At 71.9% G+C, this 24,859-nt stretch carries 21 protein-coding genes; 11 read left to right on the top strand and 10 right to left on the bottom strand.

The window, feature by feature from the left end:
* Positions 1 to 57 precede the first annotated feature (57 nt).
* From ACVKXF_RS01370 to ACVKXF_RS01380, 3 genes are read left to right on the top strand one after another with little or no spacing between them, the layout of a single operon-like run.
* A complete protein-coding gene (locus ACVKXF_RS01370; RefSeq protein WP_456794615.1) occupies positions 58 to 1,209 on the top strand; it encodes a glycosyltransferase family 4 protein in 1,152 nt (383 codons plus the stop codon).
* Positions 1,206 to 2,060 carry a glycosyltransferase family 2 protein gene (locus ACVKXF_RS01375; protein WP_456794616.1) on the top strand — a complete coding sequence of 285 codons (855 nt, stop codon included), beginning with the start codon at positions 1,206 to 1,208 and terminating at the stop codon, positions 2,058 to 2,060. The genes ACVKXF_RS01370 and ACVKXF_RS01375 overlap by 4 nt, the downstream gene beginning before the upstream one ends.
* Positions 2,061 to 2,110: 50 nt before the next feature.
* On the top strand, positions 2,111 to 2,656 hold the full coding sequence (locus ACVKXF_RS01380; RefSeq protein WP_456794617.1) for a DUF805 domain-containing protein: 546 nt from the start codon (positions 2,111 to 2,113) through the stop codon (positions 2,654 to 2,656).
* A 127-nt stretch (positions 2,657 to 2,783) separates the two neighbouring features.
* Here the strand turns inward: ACVKXF_RS01380 and ACVKXF_RS01385 are convergent, their stop codons facing one another.
* Genes ACVKXF_RS01385 through ACVKXF_RS01395 form a run of 3 tightly spaced genes read right to left on the bottom strand, consistent with a single transcriptional unit; the run spans position 2,784 to position 6,127 of the window.
* Entirely contained in the window at positions 2,784 to 4,631 is a 1,848-nt protein-coding gene (locus ACVKXF_RS01385) for a glycosyltransferase family protein (RefSeq protein ID WP_456794618.1), read from the bottom strand.
* 8 nt (positions 4,632 to 4,639) lie between these two features.
* On the bottom strand, positions 4,640 to 5,503 hold the full coding sequence (gene rfbA / locus ACVKXF_RS01390) for a glucose-1-phosphate thymidylyltransferase RfbA (protein WP_111085998.1): 864 nt from the start codon (positions 5,501 to 5,503) through the stop codon (positions 4,640 to 4,642).
* A gap of 15 nt (positions 5,504 to 5,518) precedes the next feature.
* Positions 5,519 to 6,127: a dTDP-4-dehydrorhamnose 3,5-epimerase family protein gene (locus tag ACVKXF_RS01395; RefSeq protein ID WP_123313721.1), complete on the bottom strand. Its 609-nt coding sequence runs from the start codon at positions 6,125 to 6,127 to the stop codon at positions 5,519 to 5,521.
* A gap of 98 nt (positions 6,128 to 6,225) precedes the next feature.
* Between ACVKXF_RS01395 and ACVKXF_RS01400 the strand changes: the two genes are divergently transcribed.
* The 6 genes from ACVKXF_RS01400 to ACVKXF_RS01425 all read left to right on the top strand — a co-directional run bounded on the left by ACVKXF_RS01400 (position 6,226) and on the right by ACVKXF_RS01425 (position 13,505).
* Entirely contained in the window at positions 6,226 to 7,167 is a 942-nt protein-coding gene (locus ACVKXF_RS01400; protein WP_111086000.1) for a glycosyltransferase family 2 protein, read from the top strand.
* On the top strand, positions 7,157 to 8,716 hold the full coding sequence (locus ACVKXF_RS01405) for a glycosyltransferase family 39 protein (protein WP_456794619.1): 1,560 nt from the start codon (positions 7,157 to 7,159) through the stop codon (positions 8,714 to 8,716). The genes ACVKXF_RS01400 and ACVKXF_RS01405 overlap by 11 nt, the downstream gene beginning before the upstream one ends.
* Positions 8,713 to 10,341, top strand: coding sequence for a hypothetical protein (locus ACVKXF_RS01410; RefSeq protein ID WP_456794620.1), 1,629 nt, complete (start codon positions 8,713 to 8,715; stop codon positions 10,339 to 10,341). The genes ACVKXF_RS01405 and ACVKXF_RS01410 overlap by 4 nt, the downstream gene beginning before the upstream one ends.
* On the top strand, positions 10,338 to 11,324 hold the full coding sequence (gene rfbB, locus ACVKXF_RS01415; RefSeq protein ID WP_123313724.1) for a dTDP-glucose 4,6-dehydratase: 987 nt from the start codon (positions 10,338 to 10,340) through the stop codon (positions 11,322 to 11,324). The genes ACVKXF_RS01410 and rfbB overlap by 4 nt, the downstream gene beginning before the upstream one ends.
* Positions 11,321 to 12,172 (top strand): dTDP-4-dehydrorhamnose reductase, encoded by an 852-nt coding sequence (gene rfbD / locus ACVKXF_RS01420; RefSeq protein ID WP_456794621.1) that lies wholly within the window; start codon positions 11,321 to 11,323, stop codon positions 12,170 to 12,172. Before rfbB ends, rfbD begins: the two co-directional genes overlap by 4 nt.
* A gap of 190 nt (positions 12,173 to 12,362) precedes the next feature.
* Positions 12,363 to 13,505 (top strand): glycosyltransferase family 4 protein, encoded by a 1,143-nt coding sequence (locus tag ACVKXF_RS01425; protein ID WP_123313726.1) that lies wholly within the window; start codon positions 12,363 to 12,365, stop codon positions 13,503 to 13,505.
* Between the two features lie 12 nt (positions 13,506 to 13,517).
* On the opposite strand, the gene ACVKXF_RS01430 is transcribed toward ACVKXF_RS01425, so the two are convergent.
* The 5 genes from ACVKXF_RS01430 to ACVKXF_RS01450 form a co-directional block, all read right to left on the bottom strand.
* The gene (locus ACVKXF_RS01430) at positions 13,518 to 14,273 is read right to left on the bottom strand and encodes a glycoside hydrolase family 16 protein (protein WP_123313727.1); all 756 of its coding nucleotides are present in this window, start codon (positions 14,271 to 14,273) and stop codon (positions 13,518 to 13,520) included.
* A 328-nt stretch (positions 14,274 to 14,601) separates the two neighbouring features.
* A complete protein-coding gene (purE, locus tag ACVKXF_RS01435) occupies positions 14,602 to 15,069 on the bottom strand; it encodes a 5-(carboxyamino)imidazole ribonucleotide mutase (protein WP_185021477.1) in 468 nt (155 codons plus the stop codon).
* A gap of 54 nt (positions 15,070 to 15,123) precedes the next feature.
* Positions 15,124 to 16,221: a hypothetical protein gene (locus tag ACVKXF_RS01440; protein ID WP_456794622.1), complete on the bottom strand. Its 1,098-nt coding sequence runs from the start codon at positions 16,219 to 16,221 to the stop codon at positions 15,124 to 15,126.
* Positions 16,222 to 16,583: 362 nt separating this feature from the next.
* Positions 16,584 to 18,254, bottom strand: a complete 1,671-nt coding sequence (locus ACVKXF_RS01445; RefSeq protein WP_456794623.1) for a glycoside hydrolase family 6 protein — start codon at positions 18,252 to 18,254, stop codon at positions 16,584 to 16,586.
* A 216-nt stretch (positions 18,255 to 18,470) separates the two neighbouring features.
* Positions 18,471 to 19,607: a 5-(carboxyamino)imidazole ribonucleotide synthase gene (locus ACVKXF_RS01450; protein ID WP_456794624.1), complete on the bottom strand. Its 1,137-nt coding sequence runs from the start codon at positions 19,605 to 19,607 to the stop codon at positions 18,471 to 18,473.
* A gap of 113 nt (positions 19,608 to 19,720) precedes the next feature.
* Here ACVKXF_RS01450 and ACVKXF_RS01455 point away from each other — a divergent pair, with 113 nt between their 5' ends.
* Positions 19,721 to 20,206, top strand: a complete 486-nt coding sequence (locus ACVKXF_RS01455; RefSeq protein WP_222658026.1) for a GtrA family protein — start codon at positions 19,721 to 19,723, stop codon at positions 20,204 to 20,206.
* Entirely contained in the window at positions 20,203 to 21,756 is a 1,554-nt protein-coding gene (locus ACVKXF_RS01460) for a DUF2142 domain-containing protein (protein WP_456794625.1), read from the top strand. The genes ACVKXF_RS01455 and ACVKXF_RS01460 overlap by 4 nt, the downstream gene beginning before the upstream one ends.
* Before the next feature lie 72 nt (positions 21,757 to 21,828).
* Here the strand turns inward: ACVKXF_RS01460 and ACVKXF_RS01465 are convergent, their stop codons facing one another.
* Positions 21,829 to 22,860, bottom strand: a complete 1,032-nt coding sequence (locus ACVKXF_RS01465) for a lysylphosphatidylglycerol synthase domain-containing protein (RefSeq protein WP_456794626.1) — start codon at positions 22,858 to 22,860, stop codon at positions 21,829 to 21,831.
* A gap of 72 nt (positions 22,861 to 22,932) precedes the next feature.
* Entirely contained in the window at positions 22,933 to 24,807 is a 1,875-nt protein-coding gene (locus ACVKXF_RS01470; RefSeq protein ID WP_456794627.1) for a hypothetical protein, read from the bottom strand.
* Positions 24,808 to 24,859 lie beyond the last annotated feature (52 nt).

Raw genomic sequence — 24,859 nt, forward strand, 5'->3', positions numbered from 1 at the left:
GGTCACTCCCCCGCCGACGGTCCCGACCGTCGCGCCCCCGTTCGGAAGGACCCACGCGTGCCGCAGCTCACCGTCCTCGTCGACGGGACCGCGGTACCGCGTGAACTCGGCGGTGTGGGCCGCTACGTCGAGGGGGTCGTGTCGCACCTGACCGACCCGGCGCTCGACGTCCACCTGGTGGTCCGCCCCGTGCACGCTCCGCACTTCGCCGCCGTCGCGCCGCACGCGACCGTGCACACCGCGCCGGGCTGGACCGACTCCGTGCCGCTCCGGTTCCTGTGGGAGCAGACGGGGCTGCCGGCACTCGGCCGCCGCCTCGGCGCACGGGTCCTGCACTCCCCGCACTACACGTTCCCGTTCGGCTGGCGCGGTGGATCCGTCGTCACGCTGCACGACGCCACCTTCTTCTCGAACCCCGAGTGGCACTCGCGCCTGAAGCGCACGTTCTTCACGTGGTGGAGCCGTCGGTCCCTGCGCTCCCGGCCGGTCGTCATCGTGCCGAGCGCGGCCACCGCGACCGAGGCCGCCAGGGTCGTGACCGGCATCCGCGCCGACGTCCGGGTCGCACCCCTCGGCGTCGACCGTGCCGTGTTCCACGAGCCGTCCACCGCCGAGGTCGAGGACGCCCGGATCGCCGCGACCCTGCCCGAAGGGGCGCCCTGGATCGCGTTCCTCGGCACCATCGAACCGCGGAAGAACGTCACCGCGCTGCTCGACGCCTACGCCACGGTGCGGACGTCGCGTGCGGCCGCCGGCGCGGACACGCCGTGGCTGGTCCTGTCGGGGGCCCGGGGCTGGGACGAGTCCGCGATCGCTCGCCTCGACGCCCTGCAGCCAGACGAGCACGTGATCGAGGCCGGCTACCTGCCCCTCGAGGACCTGGCCGGCTACCTCGGCGGAGCGGAGTTCGTCGTCTACCCGTCACTCGGCGAGGGCTTCGGCCTGCCGGTGGTCGAGGCGATGGCCTCCGGCGCGTGCGTCCTGACCACGAGGCGGTTGTCGCTGCCCGAGGTCGGCGGCGACGCAGCCGTGTACACCGAGCCGTCCGCCGACGCGCTGGCGTCCGCGATGACGGGGCTGCTCGACGATCCGTCGCTCGTCACGTCGCACCGGGCGGCCGCGCTGGCCCGGGCCGCTTCGTTCACGTGGGAGGCCACGGCCGCCGTGCACGTCGGTGCCTACGAGTCCGTCGCCGGGGGCGCACGGTGATCCGCGTCGCGGTGCTGACGGTCACCTACAACACCGGCGAGACCATCCGGCCGTTCCTGGCGAGCGTCGCCGGGGCCTCGTCGGAGCCGGTGGCCGTCGTGATCGCCGACAACGGTTCGGCCGACATCGACGCGCTGCGGGCGATCGGTGAGTCCTACGGCGCCGTCGTGGTGTCCTCCGGGGGCAACCGCGGCTACGGCGGGGGCATCGACGCCGCGCTGAGCGCCCTCGACGACGTGCTGCCCGACGTCCGGCCCGAGTTCCTGCTCGTCACGAACCCCGACGTCGTGCTCGCACCCGGCTCGATCGACGAACTCGTCCGCGCCGCCGACCGGCTGCCGTCCGGCGGATCGTTCGGACCGCGGATCCTCGACGAGCAGGGCGAGACGTACCCGTCCGCACGCCAGCTGCCGTCGCTCCGGACCGGCCTCGGTCACGCAGCGTTCTCGCGGTTCTGGCCGGCGAACCCGTGGAGCCAGCGGTACTGGTCCACCACGCAGGTCGTCGAGCGCGAGGCCGGCTGGCTGTCCGGAGCGTGCTTCCTCATCCGGACGTCGTTGTTCCGCGAGCTCGGCGGCTTCGACGAGTCGTACTTCATGTACTTCGAGGACGTCGACCTGGGCCAGCGCGTCGGTCGCTCGGGTCGGGCGAACGTGTACGTGCCGACGGCCGTGGTCACCCACACCGGGGCGCACTCGACGTCGTCGAACCGTCGCCGGATGGAGATCGAGCACCACCGCAGCGCGTACCGGTTCCTGTCGCGGAAGTACCGGGCGTGGTGGCTGTGGCCGCTGCGCCTGGTGCTGCACGTGGGCCTGTCCGTCCGCGCCCGCTGGGTCACACGCAAGTAGCCCGGTCGGGGGCGTGCGGGGCCGTGCGTGACCCCGCTAGGCTCGGCGCCGTGCACCGCGACCCCGAACCCTGGCTCGGCTGCGGCCCGATCGACGCCGCCCGCCGCTACTGGACGGGGGCGTTCACGTTCCGCCGTGCCCGCGCGAGCCGGGCCGAGTTCTGGTGGGCACGCGCCGTCGACCTGCTCGTGGTCTGGCTCGTCGTGACGTTCGTGCCGATGGCCACCGCGATCCCGGACGCCGACGACTCGATGACCGACTTCCAGAACACCCCCGGGTTCCTCGGGATCGGCCAGGCCGTCCTGAGCCTCAACGGCAGCCCAGACGGCTGGCACGTCGTCGCCCAGGGTCCGACGTCGCAGTGGGTGCTGTTCGTGTGGTGGGTGCTGACGGCCATCCCGAACCTGGCGCTCGGCGCACGACGACTCCGTGACATCGGGTCGCCGGCGTGGATCGCGCTGTTCGGCGGCGTCCCGATCATGGATCTGTTCCTGCTGCTCGGTGCCCTGCGCCGCAGCTGGCGCCCGACGCTCCCGTCGGACCCGGATCCGGACCCGTCCCGCGCCGAAGTCCCCGTCGCCCACCGCGCCGCGTAGGGGGCACGGCCGATCCGGATCGACGCCGGGCGCGCCCCGGCACGGTCATCGCGCCCCGCCTCTTCGGGGCGCGATGACCACGGCGGGGCGCAGCTCGGGACGGGACTCGTCGAGGCGGAGCGACGGGTCAGGCGCGGAGGCGGGCGTGCTCGGTACGGGCCGCCTCGAGCAGCACGGCGGCACGGGCGTCGAAGGAGTGCTCGGCGGCGATGTGCGACGCGACCGCGGCCCGCTCGGCAGCAGTCGGCCAGGCGTACGACGGGTCCAGGAGCTCGGCGAGCTCGTCACGGGAACGCGCGACCGCGAGCGTCGGGACGTCGAGCACCTCGGGTAGCCCGGCGACCTCGTCCGTCACGACGACTCCCCCGGACGCCAGCACGTCGAACACCCGGTTCGACACGAAGCCACCTGCCGCCATGTCCGGCCAGTGGTCGTTGAGCACCACGCGCGCCGAGGCGTAGGCCGTCGCGACCTCGGCTCGGGTCAGGGATGCTTCCCCGAGTGACTCCGCGGGGACGAGTGCTTCCCAGCCGGGCCCGTGCACGCGGAGGTCCGCCCCGAGTGCCACCGCATCGGAGACCACCGGGCGTGCGGTCCCGCGGGTCGAGCCGACGAACACCACGCGGTCGGCGTCGGGACTCGTCGCCGAACGTGCTCCGGGGTGGAACACCGACGGGTCGGTCGCCTGCAGCAGCGTGCGCACCGGTACGCCCGACCGCGCAGCAGCCGTCGCACCCCAGACCGGACCGGCAGCGAACGCCGCGTCGAACGACCGCAGCTCGGTGTCCGACACGTCGTCGGGGTGGCTGATCACCCAGAGCAGGTTGACGGACGCCGGGTTCGGCGGCACCCGGTCGAGCCCGCGGATCACGAGCGTCACGTCGTCCGAGGCGTCGTCGTCCCGCACATGGGCGTCACGCCGGTCGATCCGGACGCGCTGCCCGAGGCGCTCGAGTGCCCCGGCGAGCTCGGCCGCGAAGTGCACGTCGCCCCAGCCGTCGCCCTCCGGCCCGGCGGGCGCAGCGATCTTCAGCGACCAGGCGAGCGGACCGGTGGCGCTGCCGGTCGTCCGGCGGACCGGTGTCACGGGTCGCGCTCCCCACGGCGGCAACGGCGGCCCGGCGGAGACTGCAGCACCCCGGCCGTCGACCGAGTCCCGTCTCGCGTCCCGCCAGGCCGAGAACGCGTCCACGGTAGCGGCGTCGATCGTCCGCCCGGGTTCAGCGAGTCGGACGGTCGCACCGACGTCCTCCACCAGGATCGTGGGACCCGACTGCGGTCGCTGGCGCACAGCGCACGCGTGCGTCCACCCGACGAGCGTCGTCGGCTCGTCCGTGAGCACGGGCGCAGCGACGATCGCGGCCCGGGGCACAGCGAGCACGGGTTGATCGGCACCGAACACCGAGTCCCCCGTGCCGAACGGACGGTCGTCCGACCACGGGAGTGCGCCGGGACGGATGAGCAGTGCACCGTTCCGCGCCGAACCGTCCGCCGTGCGCACCGAGGCCTGCACCAGGCGGTGGACTCCGGTCTCGGCGAGCGCCCGGAGGCCGGCGGCGTCGATCATCACCGAGGTGTCGACGAGCACGAGGACCCGTCCGACCCCGGCGGCGACGCCGGCGTTGATCGCCGAGCCGAGGCCGTCGACGGGCACGGTCCGGACCCACGGCAGCCGACGTCCGAACGGGTCGCGCGGCGAGGCGTCGGCGACGTAGCTCACGGCGCGGACGTCGACGCCGCGTCCGAAGGCCTCGCGGGCGACGGCGACGAGGCGGGCGACCTCGGTGTGCCGGTCCGAGCGGGTCGTGACGAGGACCGTGACGTCCTGGTCCAGGTGCGGCAGGGGACGGTCGAAGCCGGCCACGCGGACGACGTCAGCCGTCGTCGCGGACGCGGGACGGGCCTCCCGGTCGGGGTGGCCGGTCGCCGTCGTGTCGCGACGACGGCGACCGAACCACCCAGAACCGGACGCCACGGGCGGTGCTAGGCGCCGAGGAGCCGCTGGAGGTAGACGCCGTAGCCGCCCTTGACGAGCGGTGCGGCGAGCTCGGCGAGCTGCGCGTCGTCGATCCACCCGTTGCGCCAGGCGATCTCCTCGATGCAGCCGATCTTGAAGCCCTGGCGGTCCTCGATGACCTTCACGTACTCGGACGCCTGCATCATCGACTCGAACGTGCCGGTGTCGAGCCAGGCCGTGCCACGGTCGAGGACCTGGACGCCGAGCTCGCCGGCCTCGAGGTAGCGCTCGTTGACGGTCGAGATCTCGAGCTCGCCGCGGGCGCTCGGTTCGATCGTCTTCGCGATCTCGATGACCTTGTTGTCGTAGAAGTACAGACCGGGGACGGCGTAGTTCGACTTCGGCTCAGCCGGCTTCTCCTCGATGGAGACGGCGGTGAAGTCGTCGTCGAACTCCACGACGCCGTAGGCCTTCGGGTCGGCCACGTGGTACGCGAAGATCGTCGCGCCGTCGACCTCGGTGTTCTTCCGCAGGTTCGTGCCGAGGCCGGTGCCGTGGAAGATGTTGTCGCCGAGGACGAGGGCGACGCTGTCGTCGCCGATGAAGTCCTCGCCGATGACGAACGCCTGCGCGAGTCCGTCCGGGGACGGCTGCACGGCGTACTGGATCTCCATGCCGAAGGCGGAGCCGTCGCCGAGCAGGGCCTTGAACTGCTCGTTGTACTCCGGCGTCGTGATGACGAGCACTTCGCGGATGCCGGCCATCATCAGGGTCGACAGGGGGTAGTAGACCATCGGCTTGTCGTAGATCGGCATGAGCTGCTTGCTGATGCCCTTGGTGATCGGCCAGAGGCGCGTGCCGGAACCGCCGGCGAGGATGATGCCCTTCATACGGTGACCCGTTCCCTACTTCTTCGTCCGGAGCGATTCGGTGTACGCGACGCACTCCTCGTACGTCGGCAGCAGACCGGCGGCCGCGGCCTCCTCGAGCGTCGGGGCGCTCGTGTCCTTCTCGGAGAGCACCGGCTCACCGATGCCGTCCGGCAGTTCCAGCCCGACGGTCGGGTCGAGGATCGTGATCCCCTTCTCGCGCTCCGGGTTGTAGTGCGCGCTGACCAGGTAGTTCACGGTGGACTGGTCCTCGAGCGCGACGATCGCGTGGCCGAGGCCCTCGGAGAGGTACACGGCCTTGCGGTCGACGTCGTCGATGCGGACCGAGTCCCACTGCCCGAAGGTCGGCGAACCGACGCGGATGTCGACGATGTAGTCGATGAAGGCGCCACGGACGGCGGTGACGTACTTCGCCTGGCTCGGGGCGACGAGGGCGTAGTGGATGCCCCGCGCGACGCCGGCCGACGAGATCGACATGTTCACCTGGCGGAGGTCCAGCGGGTGACCGACTGTCTCCTCGAGGACGTCGGCCCGGTACGCCTCGAGGAATGCTCCTCGTGCGTCGCCGTGCTGGACGGGCGTGAACTCCCACGCGCCGGGGATCTTCAGTTCGCGGATCTGCACCGGGGAAGCCTAGCAAGGTGGCGCATCGCATAGGCTGTCCTGGTTCTGTGCCCCGCGCCCCGCGCGCTGCGACTCCCGAAACGAGACCAAGCGAGCCCGTGAAGCTATTCGTCCAGATCCCCTGCCTCAACGAGGAGAACACCCTCGCCAGCGTCATCGACTCGATCCCGCGTGAGATCGACGGCATCGACGAGATCGAGATCCTGGTCATCAACGACGGCAGCACCGACCGCACCGTCGAGGTCGCCAAGGAACACGGCGTCAAGCACTTCGTGCACCACACCACCAACATGGGCCTCGCCCGGTCGTTCCGCGACGGCGTCGACTACGCGCTGCTGCACGGTGCCGACATCGTCGTCAACACCGACGGCGACAACCAGTACCCGCAGGCGCAGATCGCCGAGCTCGTCCAGCCGATCCTGCGCAAGGAGGCCGAGATCGTCATCGGCGACCGGCAGACCCGCACGATCGAGCACTTCTCCGGCTTCAAGAAGCTCATGCAGCGCTTCGGGTCGTGGGTCGCCAGCCGCGCCGCCGGGCTGGACCTGCCCGACGCCGCGAGCGGCTTCCGCGCCTACTCGAAGTACTCGCTGATCCGCCTGAACATCGTGACGCGCTTCAGCTACTGCATGGAGACCATCGTGCAGGCCGGCTACAAGCGCCTGGCGATCGCCTCGGTGCCGATCACGACGAACCCGAAGACGCGCGAGTCCCGGCTGTTCAGCAACATCTTCCAGCACATGTTCGAGTCCGGTTCGGCGATCGCCCGCGTCTACCTGATGTACCGGCCGATGGCGCTGTTCGCCTGGGTCAGCGTGATCCTGGGCGGGCTCGGGCTGTGGCCGCTCGTCCGCTACCTGGTGCTGCTCGCGATGCAGACCCCCGGCAACCACCTGCAGTCGATCATCCTCGGTGTGGTGCTGCTCATCACGGCGCTGCTCTCCATCGTGATCGGCGTCGTCGCCGACCTCACCCGCCTCAACCGCACGCTGGCCGAGGAGCAGCTCGACCTGCAGAAACTGCAGCGGTATGGCGACTGACACGGCCCCGGCCGTGTCGGGTACCGTCGCCCGCCCGCGGGTCGGCCGTGCCGAGCGCGTCGTCGTCATCGCCCTGACGATCGCGTTCGCCGCCGTCCTGGGGGTCTGGGCGATCGTGACGACCACCTACAAGGCGCCGGACGAGCCGACCCACGTCGACGCCGTCCTGCACCTGGCGATCGGTGACGCCTGGCCGGAGCCGGGCGCGATGCACTACCTCAACGCCACGCACGACACCCAGATCAGCAACCTGCGCCAGCCGGCTGCCGACAACGCGACGTGGGGCGAGCTGCTGCGCGAGTTCCCGGGCGTGCACCCCACGAGCATCGACCAGATGTCGCAGCACCCGCCGACGTACTACGCGCTGGCCGCCGGGGTGCTCCACCTGGTGCACTTCGAGGACCTGCGGTGGGACCACGCCGTGATGGCCCTGCGGCTGTTCGACGCCCTGCTCGTGCTGCCCCTGCCGTTCCTGGCGTGGGCCACCGTGCGTCGGCTGACCGGTTCGCCCCGGGCGGCGCTGGTCGGAGGGGCCGCGATCCTGGCGGTCCCCGAGGTCGCGTCGATCGGGACCTCCGTCACGAACGACGCCCTCATGCTGCCCCTCGCGGGCGCCCTGGTGTACTTCGTCGTCCGGCTGCTCACCGGCGACCAGCGGGTGCGGACCACGGTGTGGATCGGCCTGCTGCTCGGCGCGATGCTGCTGACGAAGGGCACCGCGCTGCCCGCCGTCCCGTTCGTCGGCATCGCCGTGATGGCGGCGGGCTGTACCCGAGCGACCGTGTGGCGCAACGTGCTCCGGACGCTCTGGACGCTGGGCATCGCCGGCGTCGTCGGTGGGTGGTGGTGGCTGCGGAACATCCTCGTGTACCACGCGATCCAGCCCGACGGCATGGCGTACGCCCGTCCGTCGATGCCGTTCCCGGACGACACGGCCGCCAGCCCGGAGGTCTTCCTGCGCGACTACTGGAACGGTGTGACCCGTACGTTCTGGGGCAGCATCGGCGGCCTCACGCAGTTCCAGTTCGCCCAGTTCCTGATCGACGGCCTGACCATCGTCTCGGTCGCCGGCATCGTCATCTGGGCGTTCCGCCGCGGCCCGTCGCTGCGGCCCGCGATCGTGCTGGCGTCGTACCCCGTCATCCTGATCGCCCTGCACATGCAGAGCGGCTGGGGCGGCTACGTGCGGAACACGATCGTCGCCGGCACTCAGGGCCGGTACTACTACCCCACCCTCATCGCCCTCATCGCCCTGAGCGCCCTGGCCTGGCGGCGTGTGACCGTCACGGCGGCCGGCGCCACACGACTGGCCGTCGGCATGTCCGTCGCGGCGACCGCCATCGCCCTGTACGGGGTCGTCTACGCGCTCCGGGCGTTCGGCCGCGACGCCGCGTTCTGGATCGACGAGTTCTCGATCGTCAAGTTCGACCAGTACGGCATGCTCGCCGCCGGCGGGAACTTCACGCTCGCCGCGGTGGCCGCGGTGGCGCTGATCGCCACGGCGGTCCTGCTCGTGCGGTTCATGCGCCGCCCGGAGGTGACGGCGTGACCGCCCGCCGCGAGTGGATCGTCCTCGGGACGACCACCGTCGCGTGGCTGGGCCTGCTGCTCAGCTTCGCCCTGCTGACCCCCGCGTTCGGCGCCCCCGACGAGCCCGCCCACGTCGACGCCGCGTTCCGGCTGGCACTCGGCCTCGGATGGCCGCACGGTGGGGAGATGCACTACCTCGCAGCGGTCCGGCAGATCGTGGAGCACCCGGTGCCCGCCGTCGACCGCCCCACGGTCGACGCGCTCCTGGCGGCGGTGCCCGGCGACTCCCCCGCGATCGACCCGATGTCGCAGAACCCGCCGACGTACTGGCTCGTCGCCGCGGGCATCCTGCGCCTGATCCGGTTCGGCGCGCACGACTGGGCCACCTCGGTGCTCGTCCTGCGCCTGTTCGACGTCGCGCTCGTGACCGCGCTGCCCGTCCTCGTGTGGGCGACCGTCCGCCGGGTGACCCGGTCGCCGCGGACCGCCCTGGTCGCGCCGCTGCTGCTCTTCGCGGTGCCGCAGCTCGCACAGGTCGCCGCCGGCGTGACGTCGTGGGCGCCGATGATCCTGCTCGGCGCCGTGCTCGTGTGGCTGAGCATGCGCGTGCTCACCGGCGACCGGTCGTGGTGGACGACGGCCGGACTGGCCGTGGCGGTGACCGGGTTGGCGGCGATCAGCGCGCTCGGCCTGCTGGCGGTGCCGTTCGTCGTGCTCGTGTTCGTGCTGGCACGCGACCAGCGCACCGCGAGCGACCAGCGCACCGCGACGGACCAGCGCGACCAGCGCCCGTGGCGCCGGTCCGCCCTGCACGCCGGTGTCGTCGTCGTCGCTGCCGCCGCAGTGTCCGGTTGGTGGTGGGTCCGCACGCTGCTCGTCAGCGGGACCCTGCTGCCCGACGCCCTGCGCGGCGTGACCACCGTGCAGCCGTACCCGTCGGGCGGTGCGAACCCCGGCGCGTTCGCCGGTCGGCAGTGGGACGGACTGACCGCCTCGTTCTTCGGGGACTTCGGCGCGAACCAGTGGCCGCTGCCGCCCATGGTCATCGACGCCCTGGCGATCGTCGGACTCGTCGCCCTCGGCTGGTCGTACGCCCGCCGCGGCGCCGGACGCCGGGTGATGACGATCGCCCTGGTCTGGCCGGCGCTCGTCGTCGTCGCGACCCTGGCCTACAACTGGCGCAACTACCTCGGCACGCACCAGGGCAACGGCCTGCAGGGCCGGTTCCTGTTCGTGGCCGTCGTCGCGCTCGTGCTGTCGCAGGCCGTGGCGTGGCGGGCCCTGGTCGTGCGCCCGGAGCTGCGCCGTCGGCTCGCCCGGATCGCCGCCGTCGGCTCGTTCGCGATCGCGCTGTACGGCATCGGCATCGCGTACCGCGGTGCGTGGGAGAACGTCCAGTTCCGGGTGACCCCGGGCGGACTGTCGGCGATGGCCGGCGGCTCGCTCGCCGGGCCGCTCCCGATCGCGGTGGCCGGCGCGCTGTTCCTCGTCGCGGGCGTCGCGAGCGTCGCACTCGTCTGGCGCGCGACGGCCGTCCCCAGCACCACGACCGCCGTGCCGAGCACCACGACCACCCCCGTCACCGGCCTCCCGCTAGAATCGCCGCCGACCCACGAACCGACCGTCAGGAAAGAGAACTCGTGAAGATCCTCGTCACCGGAGGGGCCGGCTTCATCGGCTCGAACTTCGTCCGCCGCACCCTGGAGGACGCGTACCCCGGCCTCGAGGGCGCCGAGGTCGTCGTCTACGACGCGCTGACCTACTCCGGCAACGAAGCGAACCTCGCCCCGGTCGCCGACTCCCCCCGCTACACCTTCGTGCACGGCGACATCCGCGACGCCGCGAAGCTCGACGAGGTCGTCCCGACGGTGGACGCGATCGTGCACTTCGCCGCCGAGTCCCACGTCGACCGGTCGGTCCGCGACTCCGGCATCTTCGTCGAGACGAACGTCGTCGGCACCCAGCGCCTGCTCGACGCCGCGCTCCGCCACGGCACCGAGCGCTTCGTGCACGTCTCCACCGACGAGGTCTACGGCTCCATCAGCGAGGGCTCGTGGGACGAGGAGCGCCCGCTCGAGCCGAACTCGCCGTACTCGGCGTCGAAGGCCGGCAGCGACCTGCTCGCCCGCAGCTACCACCGCACCCACGGGCTGAACCTCTCGATCACGCGCTGCTCGAACAACTACGGGCCGTACCACTTCCCCGAGAAGGTCATCCCGCTGTTCGTCACGAACCTGATCGACGACGTGCACGTCCCGCTGTACGGCGAGGGCAACAACATCCGCGACTGGCTGCACGTGGACGACCACACCCGCGGCATCGCGATGGTCCTGACCCGCGGCCGCGCCGGCGAGATCTACAACATCGGCGGCGGCACCGAACTCACCAACAAGGAGCTCACGCAGCTGCTCCTCGACGCGACCGGCAAGGACTGGTCGTACGTCGACCGGGTCGCCGACCGCCTCGGGCACGACCTGCGCTACTCGGTCGACATCTCGAAGATCCGGGCCGAGCTCGGCTACGAGCCGCAGGTCCCGTTCGAGCAGGGCCTGGCCGACGTCGTGCAGTGGTACCGCGACAACCGTTCGTGGTGGGAGCCGCTCAAGGAGCGCGCAGCGATCGCATGACCAAGTACCTCATCACCGGCGCCGCCGGCATGCTCGGCCGTGACCTGCAGGCCGCCCTCGCTGGCCGCGACGTGACGGCGCTGTCCCGCGCCGAGCTCGACATCACCGACCCGGCCGCGGTGGACGCCGCCGTCGCCGGGCACGACGTCGTGATCAACTCCGCCGCGTACACGAAGGTCGACGAGGCAGAGGAGCACGAGGACGACGCCCACGCCGTCAACGCGACGGGTCCGAAGCTCCTGGCCGAGGCCGCGGTCCGCCACGGCGCGAAGCTCGTCACGGTGTCGACGGACTACGTCTTCGACGGTAACGGCACCGCCCCGTACGCCGAGGACGCCCCGACCGACCCGATCAACGCCTACGGCCGCACCAAGGCCGCGGGCGAGGCGTTCGTGCGCGAGATCGCCCCGGACACCTCGTACGTCGTCCGCACCGCGTGGATCTACGGCGCACACGGGCCGAACTTCGCCGCGACGATGCTCCGACTGGCCGGCTCGCACGACACCGTGAGCGTCGTCACCGACCAGGTCGGTCAGCCGACGTGGACCGGCGACCTCGCCGCGCGGATCGTCGAGCTCGTCGACGGCGACGCCCCCGCGGGCGTCTACCACGGCACGAACGCCGGGCAGGGGTCGTGGTTCGACTTCACGCGTGCCATCTACACCGAGCTCGGCCTCGACCCCGAGCGCGTCCTGCCGACGGACAGCGCCGCGTTCGTCCGTCCGGCGCCGCGTCCGGCGTACAGCGTGCTCGGCCATGACGGCTGGTCGCGCGCTGGCCTCGCGCCGATGCGCGACTGGCGCGAGGCGCTGCGCGCCGCGGTGGCCGCAGGAGCGTTGACGAAGTAAGCACGGCAGTCGACCGGGAGGCCCGGATCACGTCCGCCGCGTCGCGAACGTGATCCGGGCCTCCCGTCTCGGTCCCCTGCCGCGCCCCGCCAGCGGCGCTCAGGGGGCAGCCCACCGGCCCTGGTAGGGTCGGGCAGCCGGGCGCCGGGCCGGTCCTCGGCCCCATCACCACGACGAGGAGACCAGCACCATGACCACCCTCCACGTCCTCGTCGACCAGGTCGTCGCGCCCGTCCCGGGTGGCATCGGGCGGTACGCCGAAGAGCTCGCCCGTCACCTCGTCGCGAACGCGCCGAGCGGGTGCGACGTCGCCGGGGTCGTGTCGGCGGTCAGCTCCGACGAGATGGCCCACCTGCGCACGCTGCTGCCCGGCCTGTCCGACCTGCAGCGTCTGCCGCTGGCCCGTCGCGAGCTGTCGCTGGCGTGGCAGGGCGGCTTCGTCGGTGGCATCGCGAAGGGCATGGTGCACGCGCCGAGCGTCCTTGCTCCCCTGGTCAAGCACGACCGGTTCCAGGACCCGGGTCGGCAGACCGTCGTCACCGTGCACGACACCGTGCCGTGGACGAACCCCGAGACCCTGACCCCCCGCGGTGTCCACTTCCACAAGGCGATGGTGAAGCGGGCATGGAAGCACGCCGACGCCGTCGTGGTGCCCACCCACGCGGTGGCGAGTGCCCTGAACGAGATCCACCGCTTCGACGACCGGCTGCGCGTCATCGGCGGAGCCCCCAGCGGTCGGCTGCGGCTGCCCGTCGACGCCGACCTGCGCGCCGAACGCCTCGGCCTGCCGGACCGCTACGTGCTGGCCGTCGGCACGCTCGAACCGCGCAAGGCGCTCGGGTCCCTCATCGAAGCACTCGCGCACCCCGACGCACCGGCGGACATCCCGCTCGTGATCTCCGGCCCGGACGGTTGGGGCGACGTCGACGTGTACGGCACGGCCGAGCGCGCCGGGCTCGCCCGCGACCGCGTGAAGGTGCTCGGCCGGATCGACGACGCCGACCTCGCCGTGGTGTACGACCGAGCCACCGTGTTCGTGTTCCCGAGCTTCGCCGAGGGCTTCGGCCTGCCCGTGATCGAGGCGATGAGCTTCGGCACCCCGGTCATCCACTCCGACGACCCCGCGGTGGCCGAGGTCGCGTCGGACGCCGGGGTCACCGTCGCCCGGAACCCGCGAGAGTCCTACCCGGAGCGGATCGCACAGGCGGTCTACCAGGTGGTCAACGACCCGTTGCTCGCCGGGCAGCTCGCCGTCGCCGGGCCGGACCGCGCCCGCATGTACGACTGGAGCGACTCCGCCGCCGAGACCTGGCAGCTGCACGCCGACCTCTGAGCCGGCGGCACGTCACTTCTTGTACGTGTAGGTGCTGACCCAGTCGATGTACAGGTGGCCGGTGGCGCCCCAGTTGCCCACCTGGAACATGTACCGGTGCGCGGTCTTCGGCACGTGCTTCGTGATCGTCTTGATCACCTTGCCGTCGAGGCGGTAGCGCACGGACTTCCCGGGGATCCACTCGATCGAGTACGTGTGCCACGCGCGCCACGAGACGCCGGTGCTCAGGCTCGTCGCGTTGACCTCCTGGCCGGGGGTCATCGAGTGGTGGTGCAGCATCGGCTGCTGGTCGAAGTTCGCCTCGGGGTAGTCGATCTCACCGTCCGACCACTTGTCGGACGACGGCCACAGCATGAACGCGGCACCGTTCCCGTCACCGCCGGTCGCCTTGGCACGGACGATGAACTTGCCGCCCTTGTGCCCCCACGCGCCCGACGGGGTGCCGAACGTGCCGGCGGCGCCGTGCTTGCCGTCGAGCTTGACGTCCATGTACCCGTTGTGCGAGCTGATCTGGGCGCCCGAGTAGTACATGCCGCCGGTGCCGTCCGGGTAGGGCTGCCACGACTTCGCGTAGGTCTTGGCGAACTTCCCCTTGGCCGCCGCCGCCGTGCTGAAGTTCTCGCGGAAGGTCTGCTTGAAGTTCCCGACGTTCCCGATCGGTGCCGAACTGGCGGACGCTGCGGTTCCTGTTCCGAGCGGTCCTGCGACGAGTGCGGCACTGAGGAGCACGACGGTGAGTGCGGCCCGCTTGGTTGCGCGTTTCTGCATGAGCTGTCACTCCCTGACGTGACGGTTCGCACCCGTTCCCGTGGGTGCTGGGAGGCCGGATCTCGACCACCCGCCGTTCACCGTAGTTGCGAAATGCAGCCCGCGCGCGGGGTTGACAGATCCGGTTTATCCCCAGTACGCGGGGGTTGCAGAACGTTCCGTCTACGCCGAAAGTGCTGGTCAGCACCGGTTTGCGGCCCCCGTTCTGGGGCTGACGGTAGCTCGGGGCGTGCGGCAGGCGGAGGAGCTCAGGCGCGCGTGCGACGGCGGCCGGGGCGAGGGCGGAGGTGTGACGACGGAGCCGGGTGCGCGCTGCGGTACCGGGGTCCTAGAGGGAGTCGCGCAGGCGCGCGGCCTTCTCCTCGACCAGCTTCTCGAGGCCGTCGGCGTACTCGGTCAGGCGGGCGGCGACGGCAGGCTCCGACGACCCGATGATCCGCGCGGCGAGCAGGCCGGCGTTCGCGGCGCCGTTGATCGCCATCGTCGCCACCGGGATGCCGGCCGGCATCTGCACGATCGACAGCAGCGAGTCGAGGCCGTCGAGGCGTGCGAGCTGCACGGGCACGCCGATCACGGGCAGCGTCGTCATCGAGGCCACCATGCCCGGCAGGTGCGCGGCGCCACCGGCACCGGCGATCACGACGCGGATGCCACGCTCGGCGGCGCCGCGGGCGAACCGGGTCATCTTGTCGGGCGTGCGGTGCGCCGACACGACGTCCGCCTCGAACGGGATGCCGAGCTCGGCCAGGATGTCGGCCGCAGCACGCATCGTCGGCCAGTCGGAGTCCGACCCCATGATGATCGAGACGAGCGGCTGGACGGGTGCGTCGGTGTCGGTCACGCGACGAGCCTAGCCGAGCAGCACGCGGCGCCAGACGTCGTCGTCACGGCCGATCGTGCGCTCCCCCGTGACCCACCGGACGGCCCGTTCGTCGGCCGTCCCGCGCTCGACGGCGGCCCGGACCGCATCGCGCCACGCCACCACGTCGTCGGGCACCGCGACCGCACCGCGCGTTCGCGCCACGGCGTACGAGGGTCGGTCCGAGACCACCGCGGGCAGTCCGAGTGCGGTGTACTCCAGGAACTTCAGGTCGCTCTTCGCCCGGTTGAACTCCTCGTCGCGCAGGGGTGCGACACCGGCGCGCCAGCGCTCCCGGTGCGCCACGAGCCAGCGGGAGAACGCCGGGTAGTGACCGTCCGGCACCTCGATGCGGCGGAACCAGTCGGCGCCGCCCTCGTCGGTCACGCCGATGACCTCGAGCCGGATCGGCGTGCCGTCGGTGGCCGTCAGGTCGGTGAAGACGTCGCGCAGCAGTTCGAGGTCGGCCGCGTGGGTGAGCGTGCCCATGTAGAGCACCCGGTGTTCGCCCTCGGGGCGCTCGTCGTCGTCGTCGGTCGCACCGGGTGTCCAGAGCCCGGGATCGAGGGCGTTCGGCACGACCGTGACGTCACGGGCGACCGGGCGCACGACGTCGGCGAGCTCCGGCGTGCTCACGACGACGGTGTCGGCGCCGCGGACCAGCGCGTCGATCGAGGCGAGGCGGTCCGGGTCGTACTCGGCGCGGGCGAGGCGCTGGCGGCCGGACTCGGTGAAGAAGTCGTCGTCGACCTCGCCGACGACACGGACCCCGCGGGCGGCAGCCACCGCGAGGAAGGGCTGCACGGCGTCGCGCGGCAGGATGTCGCGCTGCACCAGGACCGCGGCGTACGGGGTCGTGTCGGTCCCGTCGACGAACGCGACCGGGTCGACCTGGCGGACCTCGGCCCCGCCACTGGCAGCCAGGTGCTCGGTGCGCCGGACGACCCGCACGTGGGCGGACGCCGGGTGCGCTCCGTCGGCGCCCGCGACGACGTAGCCCAGGATCGGCAGCGGAGCGGGCACGGGGGGCGTGCCGACGACGACGCGACGGAGTCGACGAGCGGCTCGGCGGACGAGATCACGCGGCATGCGCCCATCCTCTCGCACCTCACACCTCGCGCCTCGCACCTCGCACCTCGCACCTCGCACGGAGTGATCGGACGCGCACCGTGCGGAGTTCGTCACCGGGGAGACCGTTGACCGCTCCGTGCGAGCCTGCCCGGCCGCACCCAGCGATCAACCTCGCACCGAGTGAACAGTGCCGCACCGTGCGCAGAGAGGAGAACAGGCGTGCACCGTGCGGAGTTCGTCACCGGGGAGACCGTTGACCGCTCCGTGCGAGCTTGCACGGCCGCACCCAGCGATCAACCTCGCACCGAGTGAACAGAGCCGCACCGTGCGACCGCAGCACAACGACCCGCACGGTGCGGGGTCGCCGCTCGCCCGAACGGTCAGCGCCGCGCCACCGTCACCGTCCGGCAGGGGCTCGCCTTCCGGTCCTTCCCGCTGCCGGTGTTCCGCGCGACCGCGCAGACGGTCCGCTTGCCGGCCTTGAGGGCGACGGTGCCGGCGAAGCCGTGCTTCGCGCCGGAGCCCCACGTCCGATCGACGTCGGCGCGCACGCGTCCCGCCGACAGCGACGTCACCCGCCTGCCGTCGACCGTGATCGCGACGGTGCTGGCGGACGACACGGCGTCGCCGTCGAAGGCCCAGCCGCGCACGCTGATGCCGCCCCGCTTGCCCGTCACGGACTCGAGCGCGACGTAGGGGTCGTGCCGGAAGGCACGGACGGTGGCGCACCCGAGCGTGGTGTCCGACCCGGCGCCGATGTTGACGGCGGTCACGCAGACCCGGCGAGCGCCGGCGGACGCGGGCACCACGGCCTCGAAGCCGTGGGTCACCCCGACACCCGCAGCGGCGTCCACGTCGGTCCGGCGGAGTCCGGCGGTCACGGCTCCCGCGGCGACACCGTCGACGGTGGCACGGACCCGGACGGGCTGCGTGGGGTCGTCCTCGTCGAAGGCCCATCCCCGGACCCGGACGCCACCGCCGGTGCCGGCGACGACCTCGAGCGAGCCCTGTGGCGCGAGGTCGGCTGCCGGGACCCCGAGCCGGGCGTTCGCTACCAGGGCCTGGGCGTAGGACGACCACCACTTGCCCGCGGCGGGGGCGCCGTTGCAGGTGCCGTCGCTCGCGCCGGGGGTCTTCACCCACAGCAGGGCGTCGAGCGCGGTGCCGTCCGCGACGACCCTCGGCGAGGTGCCGAGGCCGGCGCCGGGGCCGTTGCACCAGGTCCCGCGCCAGCCCTGCCCGTTCCGCGAGGTGTCGATCACGTAGTGGGAGCCGCCGGTGGCGGCAGAGACCTTCTGCGCGTAGGCCTGTTCCTGCGCGGTCGGGTAGTAGTTCGCGACGTTCGTGAAGAACCCGCGGGCCCGCTGCACACCGGCGCTGTTCAGCCGTGCGGCCATCATCGCGGGCGGCACCCAGTTCGAGTTGCCGGCGTCGAGGTAGGCGGGGACCCCGGCGGCGGTGAGTCCGGCGACCGTGCGGGACAGGATCCGGTAGCGCTGGTCGTCGAGCGCGGTGCTGCACTTCGCGTTGCTGAGCATCGCGAGCGAGTCCGGCTCGACGATGACGGCGGCACGATGTCCGGCGAGTGCCGCGGTGACCTGGTCGACCCACGCGTCGTAGGAGTCTTCGGAGAACCCGCCGGCGGAGTACCCGCCGCAGTCCCGGTCCGGGATCGCGTACAGCACGAACACCGGGGTGGTGCCGGACTGCTCGGCGCCCGCGACCGCCGTGCTGATCGTCCTGGTCAGCTGGGTCCCCTGCGTCCACTCGCCGAGCCAGGTCGCCACGGGGTAGCGGGCGATGGTCGACGCCGCGGTGGCACCGGCGGGATCCGAGGCGGCGAGCGCGGTGGCCGCCTTCGCTGCCTCGCTGGTCGGCGACCGGTACGGCCCGGCACCGTAGAGCGAGGCGGCGGACGCGGACCGGATGGTCGTCGCGGACGTCGCTGCGGTGGCGCTCGACGCGAACGAGACGGGCAGCACCCCGCCGACGAGAGCGGTGAGTGCGACGGCGGCGGCGCAGAAGACAGCACGGCGCGGACGGCGGCGCATGGACACACTCCTCGGACGGTCGACCCCTGACCGGTCCATGGGAACACGGGCCTCCGCGCGCCACCACCCGCCAGTGCGGGTGCCACCCGAGCGGGTGTCGGCAGTCCTGGGGACGTGTCGGCCGCCCTGGACGCGACCCGCGGACGGACGGGAGGCACGTGGCGGCGTCGCCACGGGCCTCCCGTCCGCCCTTCCGTCGCGTCGACGGGCCCGGCGTCAGTCGTCGAAGTGCGCCGCGGCCGCCCGTGCGCGGTAGACGACGTCGTCGACGTCGTCACCGATCACGGTGACGTGCCCGATCTTCCGACCGGGGCGGGGGGCCTTGCCGTAGAAGTGGTACTTCGCCTCGGGGAACGCCTCGAGCGCGGCCGGGTACCGGGCCGCGAGGTCGCCGTCCGCCGGCCCGCCGAGCACGTTGATCATCACGGCAGCCGGGGCGAAGGACCCGGTTCCGCCGAGCGGCAGGTCGAGCACGGCGCGCAGGTGCTGCTCGAACTGACTCGTCGTCGCACCGTCGATGGTCCAGTGTCCGGTGTTGTGCGGTCGCATCGCGAGTTCGTTGATGAGGATGCGCTCGTCGGCGGTCTGGAACAGCTCGACGGCCAGGACCCCGGTGACCCCGAGCTCCTCGGCGATGCGGACCGCGATCGACTCCGTCACGTCGGCGATGCGGCCGGCGCTGTCGGGCGCGGGAGCGATGACCTCGGCGCAGACGCCGTCGCGCTGCACGGTCTCGACCAGCGGCCACGCGACCACCTGGCCGGACGGGCGGCGGGCGACGGACTGCGCGAGTTCGCGGGTGAACGGGACGAGCTCCTCGGCGAGCAGGGCCTGCCCGCCGCCGGCCTCGGCGACGGCGATGAACCAGTCGTCGACGTCCGAGGGGTCCGACACGACCCGCACGCCCTTGCCGTCGTAGCCACCGCGGGGCGTCTTGACCACCGCGCGGCCACCGTGGTCGTCGAGGAAGGCGCGGAGCTCGTCCGGGTCGTGCACCGCGGCCCAGTCGGGCACCGGCAGGCCGAGCTCGGTGAGCTTCGTCCGCATCGTGATCTTGTCCTGCGCGACGGCGAGCGGGCCGGGTCCGGGGCGGACGGCCACCCCGGCGTCGACCAGGGCGCGCAGGACGTCCTGCGGCACGTGCTCGTGGTCGAACGTGATGACGTCGACGTCGCGGGCGAACGCCAGGACCGTCGCGGCGTCGTGGTAGTCGCCCTCGGCCGTGGCGGCGATGGCGGCCGACATTCCCGGCCCCTCGGCGAAGACCCGAATGTCGATCCCCAGCTCGACGGCCGCCGGCACCATCATCCGTGCCAGCTGTCCTCCACCGATGACCCCGACGCGCAACGCCATGCTGTGTGATCCTTCCGGCGTTCACACCGCCCGGGGTGAACGCGTTGTCTACAATCGCTGTTCGGGTCGCGTTGTGCACGGCCCGCGACAACTCTACGGATCCTGGAGGGCACGTGCGGCGCCTCATTGCCCAGCTGGCACGCTTCGGCGTGGTCGGCGCCGTCGGCTTCGTCGTGGACACCACGGTGTTCAACGTGCTGCGCATCACCGTCCTCGACCCGGACGAAGTCCACTCCGGGCCGTTCTGGGCGAAGGTGATCTCCACGGTCGTGGCGATCTTCGTGAACTGGATGGGCAACCGCTACTGGACGTTCCGCGAGCAGCGCCGTGCGGTCGCCACCCGCGAGGGCATCGAGTTCGTCGTGGTCTCGCTCGGCGGCATGGTCATCGCCCTCGCCTGCCTCGGGGTGTCCCACTACGTGATGGGGCTGACCTCGGTCCTCGCCGACAACGTCGCGAACATCGTCGGTCTGGTGCTCGGCACGGTGTTCCGCTTCTGGCTCTACAAGGTGTGGGTGTACCACCCCGAGCGGACCGGTTCCGAGCCCGTCGCCACCGACGTCGCACACGAGGGGCGCGCCCTAGACTCGACCGGGTGACGGCCCACGAGACCACCACCAGCACCACCGCACGACCCCGCACCGCCCGCTGGGAGCGTGTGGCGATCGCCGTCGTCACGGCGACCTTCGGCCTGTGGCTCGTCGCGTGGGCGCTGATCGTCCCGGTCTTCGAGGCCCCGGACGAGACGGCGCACGTCGACGCCGCCGTGCACGTCGCGCTCGGTGACGCGTGGGCCGCTCCCGGCGAGCTGTTCGTCACCAACGCCGTGCAGGCCGCGAAGGTCGAGCAGGCGACGAAGCCGTCGAGCGAGTGGTCGACCGTCAGCGAGCTGCTGCAGAACGCCCCCGGGGCGTCCTCGACCGTCAACCAGATGACGCAGCACCCGCCGACCGCCTACCTCGCCGGCGCCGCTGTGCTCCGTGCCGTGGACTTCGGCGACCTGCGGTGGGACCGGGCGTTCACCGCGCTGCGGCTCGCCGACGTCCTCGCCGTCACCGCCCTGCCGCTGCTGGCGTGGGCGTCCGTCCGCCGGGTGACCCGGTCGCCGCGGGCCGCGCTCGTCGGTGGACTCGCGGTGTTCGCGACGCCCGAGCTCGCGTCCATCGGCTCCTCGTTCTCGAACGACGCCCCCGTGCTGCTCGTCGCCGGGATCGTCGTGTGGCTCGCCACCCGGCTGCTCACCGGGGACACCCGGTGGCGCACCACCATCGCGCTCGCGGTGGTGCTCGGTGCCCTGGTGTGGATCAAGGGCACCGGACTGCCCGCGGTGCCGTTCGTGGCGGTGGTCGTGCTCTTCGCCGGCGCCGGGGTGCTGTCGCTGCGGCAACGGGTGGTCCGCACCGTGGTGACGATGGCGGTGTCCGGTGGCATCGGGGCGTGGTGGTGGATCCACAACTGGTTCGCCTACGGCCGGATCCAGCCGAACGGGTACACGGCGATGCGCCCGCCGAAGGACTTCCCACCCGGCGAGCACCCGACCCTCGGGCACTTCCTCGACGTCAGCTGGGGAACGCTCGCCCGCACGTTCTGGGGCAGCTTCGGCGGGCGGGCACAGGTCAGCATGGGCGACCTGCTCACCGCCGTCCTGACGGTCATTGCGCTCGTCGTGCTCGTCGGCTGGGCGTTCCGGCGGGGCCCCGACCTGCGGGTGGCGCTGTGCCTGGCGGTGTTCCCGGCGCTGCTCATCGGCATCCAGAACCGGACGAGCGCGCACTCATACCTGACCACCACTGAAGTCGCCGCGACCCAGGGTCGCTACTACTTCCCCGCCATCGTCTGCCTGATCGTGCTGAGCGCCATCGCATGGCGTCGCCTGGTGCCCGCCGGGCGCGCACGTTCCTGGGTCGCCGTGGCGCTGGCCGTGCTGCTGCCCGCGGTGGGCGTGTACGGGTTCGCGGTGGCGTCGGCGTGGTTCTGGAACGCGGCGCTGTTCCCGGTGACGGGCCGCGGGCTGCTGCGCTACTCCGAGATCGGTCCGGTGCCGCCCGCGGTGCTCGTGGTCGTCGTGGCGTTGGTCGCGGTGGGGCTCGTCGCGTCCGTCGTGCAGGTCGCCCGAGCCGACCGTCGGGTGGTCGCCCCCGCGTCGTGACCACCCGTCGTGCGCGGGGCGTGTGCGCTCGCAGCGTGCGCGCTCGCGACGTGCGCACTCGCGTCGTGCGCGTCAGGCGGCGGGGGCGCTGCCCTCGACCGCGGAGGGGTCGTCGGTCGGGCGACCACGACGGAACCACGTCGGGGCTGCGGCGCAGAGCAGGAAGAGTCCGTCGACCGCGAGGCTCCAGATGCGGGTGACGACGACCACCACGAGGGCGACCGGCACCGGCATCACCAGCGCGAGCAGGAGGGCCTGGACGCCCTCGCGGACACCGAGCCCGCCGGGGGCGAAGACCGCCAACATGCTGATCGCCGAGGCCATGCTCGCGGCACCGATGACGAACGCCGCGTCGGAGAGCTTCAGCGACGGGTACACCGCCAGCGTGATGAAGTAGTACGCGGTACCCGACAGCACCGCGCCGGCGACGTACAGTCCGGCCCCACCGAGCACCGTGCCGAGGTTCGGGCGCACGTCGGCCTCGACCGGCTTGCGGCGCAGGATCTTCAACGCGATGCCGATCAGGAACACGAACACCCGCGGGATCAGGCAGACGACGCAGCCGACGAACGCCGCGATCATCAGGGCGATGAGCCACGGGTCGAGGTCGTGCGTGCGCGGGTCGATGAGCAGCAGCACGAGCGCCAGGGCCAGCGTGGCGGCGATCTGCAGGGCACCCTCGAGCAGGCCGCTCACGCCGAGCCGGGCCTTCGAGACGCCGTGCTTCGAGGCGAAGTAGACCTTGCCGATGATCCAGGTGGCCGCCCCGGGGATGTAGCGGCCCATCCAGGACTTCGCGTACACGTAGGTCAGGGTGACGCCGCTGCCCTTGAGCCCGGTCGCTCCGAGCCGTCGCAGCAGGTAGAACCAGATGCCGACACCCCAGTAGCGGAACCCGAGGCTGATCAGCGTCGCGACGACCACCCACCCCCACTGCCAGTCGGCCTCGGCGAGCTGTCCCCAGTCGACGCCGCGCAGGTACAGCACGAGGAACACCGCGAGCAGGACGTAGAAGACGATCGGGATCGCCTTGCCGAGGAACCGCCGCCACTTCGGCGGACGCTTCCCCTCGGGTGCGGGGGTGTCGCTGGTGGTTCCTGACAAACGTGGTCTCCTGCCGGGCTTCGGGACCAGGTCATCGTAGACGCTGGTGTGGCGCGCTCCCTGGAGCGGCGACTACTTCGCGAACTTGACGATCTGGATGCGGCAGGGGATCTCGGGGTCGGTCGACCGGTCGGCGCTGCACGAGATCGTCGCGTTGTACGTCCCGACGAGCTTCCCGGCCATCGAGTAGTCCCGGGCTGGTGCGGTGGCGGGGTCGAACTGCACGAAGTACTGCACACCCTGCTCGATGAACAGCTTGCGCATCGCGTCCGAGTGGTACGTGTACCCCTGACCTGAGCGACCGTACACACGCGTGTCGGTCAGGAACGCGAGCGACGACAGCGAGCGGTAGTTCGAGCCGATGACGGTCGCGTCCTCCGGCAGGGCACCGCTCGCCCGGATCTGGTCGGCGAGCCGGACGATCTCGGGCACGTCGGTCGGTCCGGTGACGCGCAGGGCCTCGGTGCGGTTCACCGACGGGTAGAAGGGTGCCGGCGACCCGATCCAGTTCTGCGTGAACGACGCCACGGGGACGACGGCGATCGCGACGCACGCGACGACCGTCCGGACCACGCCGCGTCGGCGGACCAGCCGCCAGACGGCCGGCAGCATGAGCGCGCCGATCATCGCCGTCAGGTAGAACAGCGGCCAGTAGTACCGCGCGTTCCCGCCGCCGCTCGACGACGACGTGATCATCCCGTAGCCGACGAAGTAGACCAGGGTCGTCGCCGCCACGATGCAGGTGAAGGCGTACCGGCGGAACCGGACCACGCCGATCACCAGGGCCGCGGCGAAGAGCAGGGCGATCGGTGCGGCGAACGGCGCGAACGTGCTGATCTTCTGCAGGTAGTAGGGCAGCGCGAGCATCCGCTCGTGCAGGTAGTAGCCGGCGCGGGCCGCGATGCCGGAGTCCTTCGTGACCTTCGGCGCGGTGTCGTCGGTGGTGGCGGCGTCGTCGGTCGGCGGCACCACGGCGGGGTCCGGGTTGTCCATCGGGCCCTGCTTGTAGACCGACGGGGTGAAGTCCTCGTTCGGCGAGAACGCGTGCGAGTTCGGCGGCACGGGCAGGAACGGCCAGTCGGTCGCGCGCCCGCCGTCGTCGAACTTCGAGCCGATGTTCACCGAGAGCGACGAGCCCAGGGTCGGCGAACCGTACTTCATGGTGAGGGCGCCCACCCACGGCGCGATGACGACGGCGAAGACCACGATCGTGGCCGCGGGCGACGTCCACCAGTGCCGCACCGGCTCGCGGCGGCGTCGAGCGGACCACACCCGCAGCAGCAGCCACAGGATCACCGCGCCGACCGCCACGGGCAGCAGGAACAGCTTGACGAAGTACCCGATGGCCGCGACGGCGCCGAGCACGCCGCCGGAGACCAGCCGGGCCCGCGTCGACCCGTGCAGCGCCTGGTCCGCCCACCGGAGTGCCCAGAGGTAGCCGACGACCCACGCGACGACGAGCAGGTCGGGGGTCTGCACCGACACCGCGCTCATCAGCGCCGGGATCGCGGTGACCATGAAGAGGACCGCCGGGACGATGCGGTGGTTCTGCGACCAGACCAGCCAGCCGCCGATGCCGAGCACGACGGCGACCGCGAAGCAGTTCACGACCGCGAACGCCGTCTGCATGCCGAGGCCGGCCGCGATGAACGGCGCCATCATCCAGGACACCATCGGCGACCAGTAGGCGTTGATGGCGTCGGGCAGCCAGCCGTTCGCGTACTCGCGAGCGATGCCCATGTAGGAGATGCCGTCGACGTTCGTCACGCCGAGGCGGTTGTGGTACGCGACGGCGGCGCTGAGCGCGACGCCCACGACGACTAGGAGTGCCAGGACGAGCGGTGCGACGACGCGCGCGAACCGACGCGGAGCGGCCCCCGAACGCCGACGATCCGGCTCGTGGGTGATCTGCGTTGCGGCTGCGCTCGTCGAGGTCACGTGCTTCATCATGACATCCGAACCGAAACACCAGGCACAGGGCCCGCATCGCGACACCCGC

It is taken from the genome of Curtobacterium sp. PvP017, assembly GCF_054060195.1.

Coding starts and splice junctions, on each gene's coding strand:
- rfbA (WP_111085998.1), bottom strand. CDS start 5,503: ATGAAGGGCATCATCCTCGCCGGCGGTTCCGGCACGCGCCTCTGGCCG.
- ACVKXF_RS01405 (WP_456794619.1), top strand. CDS start 7,157: ATGGCGACTGACACGGCCCCGGCCGTGTCGGGTACCGTCGCCCGCCCG.
- rfbD (WP_456794621.1), top strand. CDS start 11,321: ATGACCAAGTACCTCATCACCGGCGCCGCCGGCATGCTCGGCCGTGAC.
- ACVKXF_RS01425 (WP_123313726.1), top strand. CDS start 12,363: ATGACCACCCTCCACGTCCTCGTCGACCAGGTCGTCGCGCCCGTCCCG.
- ACVKXF_RS01430 (WP_123313727.1), bottom strand. CDS start 14,273: ATGCAGAAACGCGCAACCAAGCGGGCCGCACTCACCGTCGTGCTCCTC.
- purE (WP_185021477.1), bottom strand. CDS start 15,069: ATGGGGTCGGACTCCGACTGGCCGACGATGCGTGCTGCGGCCGACATC.
- ACVKXF_RS01440 (WP_456794622.1), bottom strand. CDS start 16,221: ATGCCGCGTGATCTCGTCCGCCGAGCCGCTCGTCGACTCCGTCGCGTC.
- ACVKXF_RS01445 (WP_456794623.1), bottom strand. CDS start 18,254: ATGCGCCGCCGTCCGCGCCGTGCTGTCTTCTGCGCCGCCGCCGTCGCA.
- ACVKXF_RS01450 (WP_456794624.1), bottom strand. CDS start 19,607: ATGGCGTTGCGCGTCGGGGTCATCGGTGGAGGACAGCTGGCACGGATG.
- ACVKXF_RS01470 (WP_456794627.1), bottom strand. CDS start 24,807: ATGAAGCACGTGACCTCGACGAGCGCAGCCGCAACGCAGATCACCCAC.